At 70.2% G+C, this 14,067-nt stretch carries 13 protein-coding genes; all 13 read left to right on the top strand.

Annotated elements, in window-relative coordinates:
- A partial coding sequence (locus VA603_RS06880; RefSeq protein WP_323438339.1) for a YadA family autotransporter adhesin occupies nt 1-2,146 on the top strand: 2,146 nt, incomplete at its 5' end.
- Between the two features lie 164 nt (nt 2,147-2,310).
- The gene (locus tag VA603_RS06885; protein WP_132865047.1) at nt 2,311-4,182 is read left to right on the top strand and encodes a S8 family peptidase; all 1,872 of its coding nucleotides are present in this window, start codon (nt 2,311-2,313) and stop codon (nt 4,180-4,182) included.
- Nucleotides 4,183-4,370: 188 nt separating this feature from the next.
- Complete coding sequence (gene gspE, locus VA603_RS06890; RefSeq protein ID WP_243694021.1) at nt 4,371-6,098, top strand: type II secretion system ATPase GspE; 1,728 nt, start codon at nt 4,371-4,373, stop codon at nt 6,096-6,098.
- A 31-nt stretch (nt 6,099-6,129) separates the two neighbouring features.
- Nucleotides 6,130-7,347 carry a type II secretion system protein XpsF gene (gene xpsF / locus VA603_RS06895; protein WP_132865045.1) on the top strand — a complete coding sequence of 406 codons (1,218 nt, stop codon included), beginning with the start codon at nt 6,130-6,132 and terminating at the stop codon, nt 7,345-7,347.
- Nucleotides 7,348-7,376: 29 nt separating this feature from the next.
- Entirely contained in the window at nt 7,377-7,805 is a 429-nt protein-coding gene (gspG, locus tag VA603_RS06900; protein WP_192286726.1) for a type II secretion system major pseudopilin GspG, read from the top strand.
- A 6-nt stretch (nt 7,806-7,811) separates the two neighbouring features.
- A complete protein-coding gene (gene xpsH, locus VA603_RS06905) occupies nt 7,812-8,318 on the top strand; it encodes a type II secretion system protein XpsH (RefSeq protein WP_243694020.1) in 507 nt (168 codons plus the stop codon).
- A complete protein-coding gene (gene xpsI, locus VA603_RS06910; RefSeq protein WP_132865044.1) occupies nt 8,315-8,704 on the top strand; it encodes a type II secretion system protein XpsI in 390 nt (129 codons plus the stop codon). The genes xpsH and xpsI overlap by 4 nt, the downstream gene beginning before the upstream one ends.
- Nucleotides 8,701-9,351, top strand: a complete 651-nt coding sequence (locus VA603_RS06915) for a prepilin-type N-terminal cleavage/methylation domain-containing protein (RefSeq protein WP_132865043.1) — start codon at nt 8,701-8,703, stop codon at nt 9,349-9,351. Before xpsI ends, VA603_RS06915 begins: the two co-directional genes overlap by 4 nt.
- A complete protein-coding gene (locus VA603_RS06920; protein WP_323438340.1) occupies nt 9,348-10,190 on the top strand; it encodes a type II secretion system minor pseudopilin in 843 nt (280 codons plus the stop codon). The genes VA603_RS06915 and VA603_RS06920 overlap by 4 nt, the downstream gene beginning before the upstream one ends.
- Complete coding sequence (locus VA603_RS06925) at nt 10,187-11,314, top strand: PilN domain-containing protein (RefSeq protein WP_132865041.1); 1,128 nt, start codon at nt 10,187-10,189, stop codon at nt 11,312-11,314. The genes VA603_RS06920 and VA603_RS06925 overlap by 4 nt, the downstream gene beginning before the upstream one ends.
- Nucleotides 11,289-11,903: a type II secretion system protein GspM gene (gspM, locus tag VA603_RS06930; protein WP_132865040.1), complete on the top strand. Its 615-nt coding sequence runs from the start codon at nt 11,289-11,291 to the stop codon at nt 11,901-11,903. Before VA603_RS06925 ends, gspM begins: the two co-directional genes overlap by 26 nt.
- A complete protein-coding gene (locus VA603_RS06935; RefSeq protein ID WP_323438341.1) occupies nt 11,893-12,579 on the top strand; it encodes a hypothetical protein in 687 nt (228 codons plus the stop codon). Before gspM ends, VA603_RS06935 begins: the two co-directional genes overlap by 11 nt.
- A gap of 9 nt (nt 12,580-12,588) precedes the next feature.
- A partial coding sequence (locus VA603_RS06940; protein ID WP_323438342.1) for a secretin N-terminal domain-containing protein occupies nt 12,589-14,067 on the top strand: 1,479 nt, incomplete at its 3' end.

Raw genomic sequence — 14,067 nt, forward strand, 5'->3', positions numbered from 1 at the left:
TGCGGCGGCCTACGAGGACGGCAACGTGGCCGTGGGCCGCAATGCCTCGGCACTGGGTGAAGGCAGCCTGGCGATCGGTGATGGTGCCGAGACCGGCTTCGGCCTGTTCGGCATTGGTTCGACCAATGCGGTGGCGATCGGCAGCGCCAGCTGGGCCTTCGGCGATGACGCCACCGCAGTGGGCGCCAATGCCTGGGCGGTGGGCCAGCAGAGCACCGCGCTGGGCATGGGGGCGGAGGCCAGTGGCACCGGTTCGGTGGCCCTGGGTGCCGGCTCGGTCGCCGACCGCGCCGGTACGGTGTCGGTGGGCAGTGCCGGCAATGAGCGCCAGATCACCAACGTGGCCGCCGGTACCGAGGCCACCGATGCGGTGAACAAGTCGCAGTTGGATGCGGTGGCAACCAGCGCCGGCCAGACCAGCAAGTACTTCCAGGCCACGGGCAGTGCGGCGGCGAGCGCGGGCGGCACGGACGCACTGGCCGCCGGTTCGGGTGCCAACGCCAGCGCCAACCGTTCCATGGCGTTGGGCACGGCCAGCACCGCCAACGCCACCGGTGCAACGGCGGTCGGCGCGGATGCATCGGCGCGTGGCACCAACAGCACCGCGCTGGGTCGGCAGACCTCGATCACCGCGACCAACGGCGTGGCGATCGGCTATGGCGCGTTCGCCAGCAACGGGGTCAACAGCGTCGCCATCGGCGCCGGTGCCGGGGTGTCCGGCGCCAACTCGGTTGCGCTGGGTGCCGGTTCGCGTGCGACCGAGGCAAACGTGGTCTCGGTGGGCGGTGGCAATGGCACCGACGGCCCGGCCACGCGCCGCATCGTCAACGTCGCCAACGGCCGCGTCGCCCAGAACAGCACCGATGCGGTGACCGGTGGCCAGTTGTACGTCACCAACCAGCGGGTCGGTGCGGTGGAGACGCGCGTGGACGACATCGATGGCCGCATCGGCACGGTGGAGAACGTCACCGCCAACGCCGTGACCTACGATGACAGCAGCCGCGACACGATGACCCTGGCCGGCGTGAAGGGAACCACGCTGGACAATGTGGCCGCCGGCAACATCGCCGCCGGCAGCATGCAGGCGGTCAACGGGGGCCAGCTGTTCCAATCGCTGGGCAACATGGCCAGCTTCCTCGGCGGTGGTGCCGGCATCGGCATGCAGGGCGTGTTCGTCGCGCCGACCTACGTGATCCAGGGCAGCAGCTACAACAACGTCGGTGCGGCGTTGACGGCACTGGATAACCAGGTCACCTCGATCAACGGCCGCCTGGCAGGGAATGGCAACGGGAACGGGAACGGCCATGGAAATGGCAACGGCAATGGCAACGGCAATGGCAATGGCAATGGCAATGGCAATGGCAATGGTCCCCGTACCGCCAGCGTCGACACCACCGCCAGTACCGGCGGCGTCGCACTGGGCGACCAGGCCAAGGCCAACAACACCGCCGGCACCGCGGTGGGCAACAGCAGCTACGCGCATGGCCCGAACGACACCGCGCTGGGCAGCAACGCCCGCGTTGACGCCGACGGTAGCACCGCGGTGGGGGCCAACACCCACATCACCGCGGCGGCCACCAATGCCGTTGCGGTGGGTGAAAGCGCCAGCGTGAGTGCCGCCTCCGGGACCGCGGTGGGGCAGGGCGCGAGCGTCACCGCGCAGGGGGCCGTTGCGTTGGGGCAGGGCTCGGTGGCCGATCGTGCCAACACCGTGTCGGTGGGCAGTGCCGGGCAGGAGCGGCAGATCACCAATGTTGCTGCCGGCACCCAGGCCACCGACGCGGTCAACAAGGGACAGCTGGACCAGGGCGTCGCCTCGGCCAACAGCTATACCGACACCAAGTTCGGCAGCCTCACCGACAGCTTCACCGGACTGCGCAACGACATGGACAACCGCCTGCGGCATATCGATCGCCGCATTGATCGCCAGGGCGCGATGAACGCGGCGATGTTGAACATGGCCACCAGCGCGGCGGGCGTACGCACGCCGAACCGCGTGGGCGTGGGCGTGGGCTTCCAGAGCGGTGAATCGGCCCTGTCCATCGGCTACCAGCGTGCGATCAGCGATCGCGCCACGGTCACCCTGGGCGGTGCCTTCAGCAGCGACGACAGCTCGGTGGGCGTGGGCGCCGGCTTCGGCTGGTAAGCGCACGTCGGTGACAGCGGCGCCCGCCCTCACCGGCGGGCGCCTGCAGCAAGGTTCGCGGCCCCGCCGCCGGCTGCCCCCGCAGCCGGTGGAGCGAGGGTCGGGAAGGCAAGGCAATGCAGCAATGGAGTTCCATCCCTGTTCCAGCAGACGAGAGATCGAACATGAAGAAGACCAAGCTTGGAGTGGCAGTTGCCGGTGTCGTGTTGATGGTTTCGATGGGCGTGCCGGCCGCATTGGCGGCCAACACCGGCAGCCTGCCGACACGCCCGCTCAACAGTGGGCCGGCCGCCGGTGAAGGCGGATACCGATTCATCGTCAAGTACCGTGCCGGCAGCAGCGAGCTGCGTGATTCAGGCGTGGCCAACCGGGGCATCAATGCCGCGGCCTCGCGCGCCGGGCTGAGCCGGGCGACCGCCGCTTCGGCCAAGTCGGCCGCACGTCCGGCCGCCAGTGCCGCGCTGCTGCGCCGCATGGGCAGCCCGGGCTGGGCGGTGGTGAAGGCCTCGCGTGAGCTGGACGGCCAGGAAGCGGCCAACTTCATCCGCGAGCTGAAGGCCAATCCCGCGGTGGAGCGGGTGGAAATCGACCGGATGTACCAGCGCCTGGCAACCCAGGTGAGCCCGAACTTCGCGCCCAACGACCCGCAGACCTCGGCGCAGTGGAACTTCTACAACGCCCAGAGCGGCGTGAATGCCACCCAGGCCTGGGACATCTCGCAGGGCGAGGGCGTGGTGGTGGCGGTGATCGACACCGGCATCGCGCAGGGCAACCCGGACCTGCAGAACAACGTGATTCCCGGCTACGACATGATCAGCGACAAGCGCGTCTCGCGCCGCGACAGCGATGACCGCGTCGCCGGCGGCTGGGACATCGGTGACTGGGTCGAGCAGAACTACTGCACCGGCTGGGCGACCAACGACCCGCACGCGGCCGACGTCAGTTCCTGGCACGGCAGCCATGTCGCCGGCACCGTCGCGCAGGAGACCAACAACGGCGTCAACCTGGCCGGCCTGGCGTTCAAGGCCAAGGTGATGCCGGTGCGCGTGCTCGGTTCCTGCGGCGGCTTCGGCAGCGACATCTCCGACGGCATCATCTGGGCGGCCGGCGGTACCGTGCCGGGCCTGCCGGCCAACCCGAACCCGGCGGAAGTCATCAACATGAGCCTGGGCAGCGGTGCGCCGTCGAGCTGCCCGACCATCTACCAGGATGCCATCGACGAGGCGATCAGCCTCGGCAGCATCATCGTGGTGGCCGCGGGCAATGACAACGCCAATGCCGGCAGCTACACGATGTCCTCGTGCAACAACGTGATCTCGGTGGGCGCCACCGGTTTCAACGGCGGGCGCACGTACTACTCCAACTACGGGCCGCGCGTGGACCTGTCCGCGCCGGGCGGCAACGCCGAGCAGAACAACAATGGCTGGATCTTTCAGGTGATCAACGAAGGCACGCAGGGGCCGACCGCGGACTGGGCGCCGCTGGGCATGGTGGGTACCTCGATGGCGTCGCCGCACGTGGCCGCCGCGGTGGCGATGGTGCAGAGCGTGGTCGACACGCCGCTGACCTGGACGCAGATGCGTGACCTGCTGACCTCCACGGTCAAGCCGTTCCCGGTGAGCATCCCGGCCTCCACGCCGATCGGCGCCGGCATCCTCAACATCGAGGCGGCCCTGCTCAAGGCAACCACGCCGCCGTGTGACCCGGCCGTGGAGGAATGCGGCCCGGTGGCCACGCCGCTGGTCAACAAGGTCGCGGTGACCGGCCTGGCCGGCAACAGTGGCAACGAGGTGCTGTACAGCTTCCAGGCCGAGGCCGGCAAGGTGCTGACCTTCATGAGCTACGGTGGCAGTGGCAACGTCTCGCTGTACGCCAGCTTCGACAAGGAGCCGTCGGCCAGCGCGGCCGATGCCAGCTCCACCCGCCCGGGCAACAGCGAGACCATCCGCTTCACCGCCCCGAAGGCCGGCACCTACTACGTCAAGCTGGTCGGTGCGGGCAGCTTCAGCGGCGTGAGCCTGGTCGCGCGCCAGTAAGCGTTTCCTCCTGTGGTCCTTGGAACCCCGGCTTGCCGGGGTTCTTTTTTTTGGCCATGCCGGGTGGGCGGGCCGGCGTAATCGCGCTGACGTGGATGCCAATCACGCTGGAAGCGGGAATTACGCCTGTTCATGCGTATGGAACGACGCGGCGAGCTGCTAAAGTCCGGTCAACAGAGGAGGAGTGCGTGAACGCGGTAGTCCATGACGCCAATGTTGCGGCCACGCCTGCCGAACGCATCGTCCAGGAGCTGCTCGCGCAGGGCCGGCTGAAGGACGCCGACCTGCAGCGTGCGCGGCAGTTGCAGCGCGAGTCCGGCGGCGACCTGCTGGTGCTGCTGGCGAGGCTGGGGCTGGTGTCCGAGCGCGACCATGCCGAGGCCTGCGCGCGGGTGCTGGGCCTGCGCCTGCTGGCCGCGCGTGACGTCCCCGAGCACCCGCCCGAGCTGGTGGAAGGGGCCGAGCCGGTGCCGCTGCGCTTCCTCAAGCAGTTCCTGGTGTTGCCGCTGGGCGAACAGCAGGGCCGCGTGCGCGTGTGGATGGCCGACCCGCAGGACGGCTATGCCATCGACGCGATGCGACTTGCCACCGGCTGCGACATCGCCCCGGTGGTCGGCCTGCGCAGTGAAGTGGACGAGGTGATCGAGCGCTGGCACGGGCAGGGCCGCAGTGCGATGGGCACCATCCTGGAGTCGGCCGACGGCGAGGCCGCGCCGCTGGATGACATCGAGCACCTGCGCGACCTGGCCTCCGAGGCGCCGGTGATCCGCCTGGTCAACCTGCTGATCCAGCGTGCGGTGGAACTGCGCGCCTCGGACATCCACGTCGAGCCGTTCGAGAACCGGCTGAAGGTGCGCTACCGCGTCGACGGCGTGCTGGTCGATGGCGAAAGCCCGCCGGTCAACCTGACCGCCGCGGTGATCAGCCGCATCAAGATCATGGCCAAGCTCAACATCGCCGAGCGCCGCCTGCCGCAGGACGGCCGCATCATGCTGCGCGTGCAGGGCAAGGAGCTGGACCTGCGCGTGAGCACCATGCCCACCGCGCATGGCGAGAGCGTGGTGATGCGCCTGCTCGACCGCGAGGCGGTGGTGTTCGACTTCCAGCGGCTCGGCTTCGACGATGCATTCATGCCGCAGTTCAGCCGCGTGCTGGCGCAGCCGCACGGCATCCTGCTGGTCACCGGCCCGACCGGTTCGGGCAAGACCACCACGCTGTACACAGCGCTGAGCCAGCTCAACACCGACAAGGTCAAGATCATCACCGTCGAGGACCCAGTCGAGTACCAGCTCGAAGGCATCAACCAGATCCAGGCCAAGCCGCAGATCGGGCTGGACTTCGCCAGCGCGCTGCGCGGCATCGTCCGCCAGGACCCGGACATCATCATGATCGGCGAAATGCGCGACCTGGAAACCGCGCGCATCGCCATCCAGTCCGCGCTCACCGGCCACCTGGTGCTGTCCACGCTGCATACCAACAACGCCGCCGGCGGCATCACCCGCCTGCTCGACATGGGCGTGGAGGACTACCTGCTCACCTCCACCATCAACGGCATCCTCGCCCAGCGCCTGGTGCGCCGGCTGGAGCCCACGCATGCACAGCGCTACCCGGCCTCGGCCGAGGAGATCGAACGCTTCAACCTGCGCCGTTACCAGCCGCATGGGCAGATCCACCTGTACCGGCCGCAGCCATCGGCCGTTGCGCCCACCGGCTACAAGGGCCGCACCACCATCGTCGAATTCCTGGTGATGGACGATGCGCTGCGCAACGCGGTGATGCGCAAGGCCGGGATGGGCGAGATCGAGCAGATCGCGCGTGCCGCCGGCATGCGCACCATGTACGAGGACGGCATCATCAAGGCCCTGCGTGGACAGACCACGCTGGAAGAAGTCCTGCGCGTGACGGAGGACGCATGAACCTCCTGCTGCACGTGGAGCGGTCATCCTGATGCCGTTGTACCGCTACAAGGCACTGGATGCCCATGGCGAACTGCTGGACGGGCAGATGGAGGCGGCCAGCGATGCGGACGTGATCGCGCGCCTGCAGGAGCAGGGCCACATGCCGGTCGAGGCGAAGCTGGCGACCGGTTCGGCGTTCGAGGGCGCCAGCTGGAAGCAGTGGCGGCAACGCCCGTTCGCCGGCGCCATGCTGGTGCAGTTCACCCAGCAGCTGGCCACGCTGCTGGGTGCCGGCCAGCCCTTGGACCGTGCGCTGGGCATCCTGCTGGAAGCGCCGGAGGACGCGCGTTCGCGCCGCGTCATCGCCGACATCCGCGACACCGTGCGTGGCGGTGCCCCGCTGTCGCAGGCGCTGGAACGCCAGCATGGGCTGTTCTCGCGGCTGTACGTGAACATGGTGCGCGCCGGCGAAGCCGGCGGCAGCCTGCATGAAACCCTGCAGCGCCTGGCCGATTACCTGGAGCGCAGCCAGGAGCTGAAGGGCAGGGTGATCAACGCGATGATCTACCCGGCCATCCTGCTGGTGGTGGTCGGTGGCGCGCTGCTGTTCCTGCTGGGCTACGTGGTGCCGCAGTTCGCGCAGATGTACGAAAGCCTGGACGTGACCCTGCCATGGTTCACCCGCGCGGTGCTGGAGATCGGCCTGTTGGTGCGCCAGGGCTGGATCGTGTTCATCGTGGTGCCGGCGCTGGCGCTGCTGTGGATGGAGCGCAAGCGCCGTGATGCCGCGTTCCGCCTGGCCTTCGATGCCTGGCTGCTGAAGCGGCCGGTGGTCGGGCCGCTGGTGGCGCGGCTGGAGACCGCTCGGCTCAGCCGCACGCTGGGCACGCTGCTGCGCAACGGCGTGCCCTTGCTGGCCGGGCTGGGCATCGCCCGCAACGTGCTGGGCAACCGCGCCCTGGCCGGCGACGTGGCCGAGGCCGCCGAAGCGGTGAAGAACGGTGCCGGCTTGTCCGGCGCGCTGTCGCGCAACGGCCGCTTCCCGCGGCTGGCGCTGCAGATGATCCAGGTGGGCGAGGAGTCCGGCACGCTGGAAAGCATGCTGCTCAGGACCGCCGACACCTTCGACGTGGAAACCGCCCGCAGCATCGACCGCATGCTCGCCGCGCTGGTGCCGGTGATCACCCTGCTGCTCGCCTCGGTGGTGGGCGTGGTGATCATCGCGGTACTGGTGCCGCTGTACGACCTGACCAACGCCATTGGCTGACCCCCGACCTCGCCGACAAGGAAACCTGCATGAAGCGAACCATCCGACAACCGTCCTTCCACGCGCGCCAGGCCGGCATGAGCCTGCTGGAGATCATCATCGTCATCGTGCTGATCGGCGCGGTGCTGACCCTGGTCGGCAGCCGCGTGCTCGGCGGCGCCGACCGCGGCAAGGCCAACCTGGCCAAGACCCAGATCCAGACGCTCAGCGGCAAGGTGGAGAACTTCAAGCTCGATACCGGCCGCCTGCCGGCCAAGCTCGACGACCTGGCCACCCAGCCCGGTGGTGTCAGTGGCTGGCTCGGCCCGTATGCCAAGCCGGCCGAGTTCAATGACCCGTGGGGCAACCCGGTGCAGTACCGCGCGCCGGGCGAAGGCCAGCCGTTCGACCTGATCAGCCTGGGCGCCGATGGCCAGCCGGGCGGCGACAGCTACAACGCGGACATCCGCAACCAGTAAGCGGCCATGCCTGCGCTGACCGCCCCGTTCCGGCCGCGCCGCCTGCCCGCAGGCGTGCGGGCGCGCATGTCCGGCGTGTCGCTGCTGGAGATGCTGCTGGTGCTGGCGCTGGTGGCCGCCATCGCGCTGGTCGCGGCGATGGCGATGAGCGGCGGGCTGGAAGGCATGAAGCTGCGCTCGGCCGGCAAGGAGGTCGCCGCCGAACTGCGCTACGCACGTACCCGCGCCATCGCCACCGGCCGGCCGCAGGCGTTCGCGCTGGACGTGCGCACGCGCCGCTGGACCGGCCCCGGTGGTCGCCACGGTGAACTGCCCGACACGCTGTCGGTGCGTTACACCGGCGCGCGCCAGGCCCAGGTGCGCGGCGACGAGGGCGTGGTGCGGTTCTTCGAGGACGGCGCATCGACCGGAGGGCGCATCGAGTTGAGCGCGCGCTCGGCGGTGTGGCGCATCGACGTGGGCTGGATCACCGGCGAGGTGCGTTCGGGCCTGTTGCAGGGGGCAGCGCAATGAAGCGGCAGCGGGGGTTCTCGTTGATCGAGGTGATCGTCGCCTTCGCGCTGATGGCGCTGGCCGCCACCCTGCTGCTGGGCAGTCTTTCCGGTGCGGCGCGCCAGGTCGGCATGGCCGAGCACCAGGGCCGTGCGTCGCTGCACGCGCAGTCGCTGCTCGCCGGCGCCGGCATCGATGCACCGCTGGCCGCGGGCGTGCGCCAGGGCGAATGGGAGCAGGGGCGGTACCGCTGGACCCTGCAGGTGACGCCATTCGTCGAGCCGCGCCAACCGCAATCGCGGTTGTGGCTGCTGGACCTGCAGGTGCGCTGGGGCGATGCCGCGGCCGAACAACTGCGCTGGCGCACGTTGCGGCTTCGCGCCAATGGCATGGAGGGCACGCAATGAGGCCGGGCCGTCCCGCGCGTGGCTTCACCCTGATCGAAGTGCTGCTGGCCACCACGTTGCTGGCGGCTGGCATGGCGTTGGCGTTCGCCATCGTGCGCTCGACCCTGGCGATCAGCACGCGCGGTGAACTGATCGCCAGCCAGAACGAACGCATGCGTGGCGTGGAGGGTTTCCTGCGCCGGCGCTTGATGGCGACGCTGACCCAGCCGTTGCCGGCTGAACCTGGCTCGCTCAGTGCCGTGGCGGTGATGTTCGATGGCCAGCCACAGCAGATGCGCTTCGTCGCCGACGTGCCGGGCTACCTGGGCCGTGGCGGTCCGTACCTGCATGACCTGCAGGTCAGCGGCGACGGCGCCAGGCAGCAGCTGCGCATCGACCTGACCCTGCTGCAGAACGGCCAGCCGTTGCCGGAGAACCCACCACGCGGCAGCGAGCTGCTGGTCGACGGGCTCCGGCAGGTTCGCCTGCAGTACCGCGGCATCGACCCGCAGAGCGGGACGATGGGGCCATGGCAGGAGCGCTGGAACGTGCCGGGACGGATGCCGGCCCTGGTCGCCATCGACATCGTGCCGGCCGAAGGTGCGGCCTGGCCGACGCTGGTGGTGGCGGTGCCGCAGTACGGCGCCACCCCGGGAGGCTGGCGATGAGGGCACGCGGCGCGGCGCTGGTGCTGGTGCTGTGGCTGGTGGCGCTGCTGACCGCCACCATCGGCGCGTTCGCGTTGAGCGCGCGGGTGGAATACATGCAGGGCAAGGTGACGGCGGACCTCGGCGCAGGCCAGGAGATCGCCCATGCCGGCGTGGACTACGCGCTGTCGCGCATGCGCGCCACGCCGACCCAGCCGGCCTGGCACGCCGACGGCCGCCGCTACCGCTGGCAGTTCGATGGGCGCACGGTGGAGCTGCGCGTCATCGACGAGGCCGGCAAGGTCGACCTGAACCAGGCCGACCGCCCCCTGCTCGAAGGCCTGCTGCGGGCGCTGGGGGTGGAAGCCACGCGCGCCACGCAGGTGGCAGGCGCGGTGCTGGACTGGCGCGACGTCGACGACCTGCGCCAGCCCAGCGGCGGCGCGGAAAGCGCCGACTATGCCGCGGCGGGGTATCCCTATCCGGCCAAGAACGCCCGCTTCGACAGCATCGGCGAACTGCAACGCCTGATCGGCATGGACGCGGACCTGTACGAGCAGTTGGCCCCGTTGGTGACGGTCTACGGCCAGGCGCGGCCGGATGCGCGCTTGGCCCAGGCACCGGTACTGACCGCGATGGGCATGGACGCGGCGCTGGTCATCGCCGCGCGTGAACGCGAAACCCCCGGGGGTGGCGGTGCGATGGGAGGCGGCAGCGGCATTTATAGTGTCGACAGCCGCGTGCGGATGGGGGACGAACGCGAAGCGGTGCTGCGCACGGTGGTGCGGCTGGCGCCGGAAGGCGCCGCCGGCATGCCGTATACGGTGGTGCGGTGGGAACAGGGAGCGGTATCGAGATGACGGCGTTGCGGGAAAGACTGGGACAGCTGGGGACGCGCATCGCGCCGGGGGCCGGGGGCTTCTGGTCGTGGTGGGTGTCCTCGCTGCAGTCGTGGTTGCCGGCGCGCTGGCGCCTGCTGCTGGGGGTGTCCGGTGCGCGGGTGCTGTTGTCGCCGCAGGGCGGGCAGGTACATGTGCTGCAGGCGCAGGGCGCCGAAGCGCTGTTGCAGCAGTCGCTGCAGGCGCCGTTGTTGCCGGAAGCACTGGAGGCCGCATTGTCGCCGCGCGATGCGCGGCTGCCGCGCTGCGCGCTGCTGCCGGCCGGCAAGGCGTTGCGCAAGCCGATGCGCCTGCCGGCCGCCGCCGACGGCCGCCTGCATGACGTGCTGCGCTTCGAGATCGACCGGCAGACCCCCTTCACCGCCGAGCAGGTGTACTTCGACGTGCGATTGCTGGGGCGGCAGGCCGATGGCCAGCTGGACGTCGAGCTGGTGGTGGCGCCGCGCACCGTGGTGGAAACCCTGCTGCAGCCACGCGAGGCGTGGCAGGGCCAGCTGGATGGCGTGGACGTGGCCGATGCCCAGGGCCAGCCGCTGGGCGTGAACCTGTTGCCGGCGGCACTGCGCCGGCAGCGCCAGGACCCGATGCGCCGGCTCAACCGCATGCTGGTGCTGGGCAGCGCGGTGCTGCTGGTCCTGGCCGGTTGGCAACTGCTGGACAACCGTCGCCAGGCCGCGGCCACGCTCGCCGCGCAGGTGGAAGCGGCCTCGGTGCGTGCACGCGCCGTGGCCACGCAGCGGCAGCAGCTGCAGGACCTGGTCGATGGCCAGGCCTTCTTCGCCCAGCAACGGGCCGCCCAGCCCACCGCCACCGAAGTGATCAACGAACTCAGCCAGCGCCTGGACGACGACACCTCGCTGGAAAAGCTGTCCATCGAAGCCGGTCGCATGCAGTTGATCGGCATGAGCCGCAGTTCCTCCTCGCTGGTGTCCCGGCTGGAGGGTTCCAGCCTGTGGAAGACGCCTTCGTTGACCGGCGTGCTGCAGGCCGGCGGCGGCGACCGGCGCGAACGCTTCACCCTGACCGCCGAGCTGCTGGCGCCACGGAAGGAGGCCGCCGATGGCGCCGCAACCCGCACCCCGTGACCGTTGGCTGGCGCTGGGCCTGCTGCTCGGCCTGGTCGGCCTGGCCTACCTGCTGCTGGTGCATCCGTTGTGGACGCAGCCGATGCGGGCGGTGGGCGAACAGATCGACGCGCTGCTTGAGCGCCGGCAGCGCATCGACATCCAGATCCGGCAGGCGCCGCAGGTGACGCAGCGGCTGCAGCAGGCACAGCAGGCGTTGGCCACCGAGCCCGGCTTCCTGCCGGAAACCTCGGTGGAGCTGGCCACCTCGCGGCTGGTGCAGCGGCTGGAGGAAGCCGCGCGCCAGGCCAGCCCCGACAACCGCAGCTGCGCGATCAGCGACCGTTCGCCGATGCCGGCCGATACCACCGGCCGCTTCGTGCGGGTGGCGGTGCAGGCACGCCTGCGCTGCGGCATGGCCGAATGGATGACCGTGCTGCAGGCGCTGGAAACCGGCGCACCGCAGCTGCGCGTGGACCGGTTGGACATCCTGTCCTCGCCCGGTGGCAGCGAAGGCAGCGTCGGGCTGGATGTCAGTTTCGAACTCAGCGGCTACCTGCCGCCCGGCGTGGTGGCCGGCGCCAACCCGGAGGTGACCAATGCGCCCTGACGTGGCGGGCCTGCGGACCTGGTGGCTGGCCGCGTTGGGCGGCTGGGCGTTGGCGGTGTGGACGGCCACGCTGTTCGGGCTGGGCGGCCGCATCGGCGATCCCGCCACGACGCTGGAGGTGCCGGCACTGCCAGCCGTGCCGGTGGCCGACCCGCCGCGTGCCACGGCCACCGACAATGCCGAAGCCATGGCGCGGCCCTTGTTCGCCAACGACCGGCGCCCGCACCCGTTCGTGCTGGGCGATGGCAGCGAGCCGGCGGCGGTGGCCAGCGTGCGCCTGACCGGCGTGCTGATCACCCCGGGCATGGAAATGGCGACGCTGACCACCGAACAGGGCCAGTCGCTGCGGTTGCGGGTGGGCGGCGAGGCGCAGTCGGGGTGGCAACTGCTGTCGCTGCAGCCACGCGCGGCGGTGGTCAGCGGGCCGTCGGGCACCTTGAACCTGGAGCTGCAGGTGTTCAGCGGCAGTGGCAAGCCGGAAGGCGTGCCGCCGCCCGGTGCCGCCCCCACGCCGCAGGTCCCGCCACCACCGCTGCCACCACCGCCGGCCAATGCCGCGGCCGAGCCGGCGGCGCCGACCGCCGAACAGATCCAGGCGATCCGTGATCGCATCCAGGCCCGCCGCAGGCAGGCGCAACAACAACAGGCCGGCGCCCCCGGCGGCCAGAAACCGTAGAGTGAGCGCATGACGTCACGCATAGTCCCCATCACCCTGCTGATCGGCGCCCTGAGCGGTTGCGCCACCACGCCGGTGCCCGAGATCCGGCGCAACGCGGCGGTGGGCAACGACATCGCCGCGCCGCAGGCCGGCGAACCGGCCACCACGCGCGGGTTGACCCCGACCGACGCCCCGCAGGAAGTGGAGGGCCAGAGCCGGGCCGTGATCCGCCGTGGCAATGGCACGGTGATCAACCGCGCTGCGGCTTCGGCGCCGGCGCCGTCCCTGTCGGCGGCCGGCAATGGCTCGGCGGTGTTCAACTTCGAAGGCGAGTCGGTGCAGGCCGTCACCAAGGCCATCCTCGGCGACATGCTGGGCCAGAACTACGTGATCGCACCGGGCGTGCAGGGCACGGTGACGCTGGCCACGCCCAAGCCGGTGTCGCCGGCGCAGGCGCTGAACCTGCTGGAGATGGTGCTGGGCTGGAACAACGCCCGGCTGGTGTTCAGCGGCGGCCGCTACAACGTGGTGCCGGCCGACCAGCCGTTGGCGGGCACCGTCGCGCCGAGCACCGCGCCGGCCTCGGCCGCGCGTGGCTACGAAGTACGGGTGGTGCCGCTGCAGTACATCTCCGCCAGCGAGATGGAGAAGGTGCTCAAGCCCTACGCGCGGCCCAATGCCATCGTCGGCATCGACGGCTCGCGCAACGTCATCACCCTGGGCGGCACCCGCACCGAGCTGGAGAACTACCTGCGCACGGTCGAGATCTTCGACGTGGACTGGCTGTCGGGCATGTCGGTGGGCGTGTTCCCGCTGCAGTCCGGCCGCGCCTCGCAGGTGGCCAGTGACCTGGAGAAGGTGTTCGGCGAGGGCAGCAAGACGCCCAGCGCCGGCATGTTCCGTTTCATGCCGCTGGACAACGCCAACGCCGTGCTGGTGATCACCCCGCAGGCACGCTACCTGGACCAGATCCAGCAATGGCTGGACCGCATCGACAGCGCGGGCGGCACCGCGCGGTTGTTCTCCTACGAGCTGAAGTACATCAAGGCCAAGGACCTGGCCGATCGCCTCGCCGAAGTGTTCGGCGCGGGCAGTGGGTCGCGGGGGGCGTCCGATGGTGGGCCCTCGCTGGCGCCGGGCGGCAGCGCGGTGTCGATGGGCGGCGGCACCTACGATCCGTCCTCCGGCCCGGACAGCAAGCTGTCGGGCGGCGACGGCAGCAGCTTCGCCGACAGCGGCAATGGCGGCAGCCTCGGTGGCAGTGGCAGCAACGGCGGTGGTGGCAGCGGCGAGAGCCTGTCGCTGCCTTCGCGCGGCACCGGCAACGGCAGCGTGACGCTGGAAGTGGAGGGCGACCGCGTCGGCGTCTCGGCGGTGGAGGAAACCAACACGCTGCTGGTGCGCAGCACGCCACAGGCGTGGCGCTCGATCCGCGAGGTGGTCGAGAAGCTCGACGTGATGCCGATGCAGGTGCACATCGAGGCGCAGGTGGCCGAAGTCGCGTTG

It is taken from the genome of Stenotrophomonas capsici (genome assembly GCF_034961085.1).
Taxonomy (GTDB): Bacteria; Pseudomonadota; Gammaproteobacteria; order Xanthomonadales; family Xanthomonadaceae; genus Stenotrophomonas; species Stenotrophomonas capsici.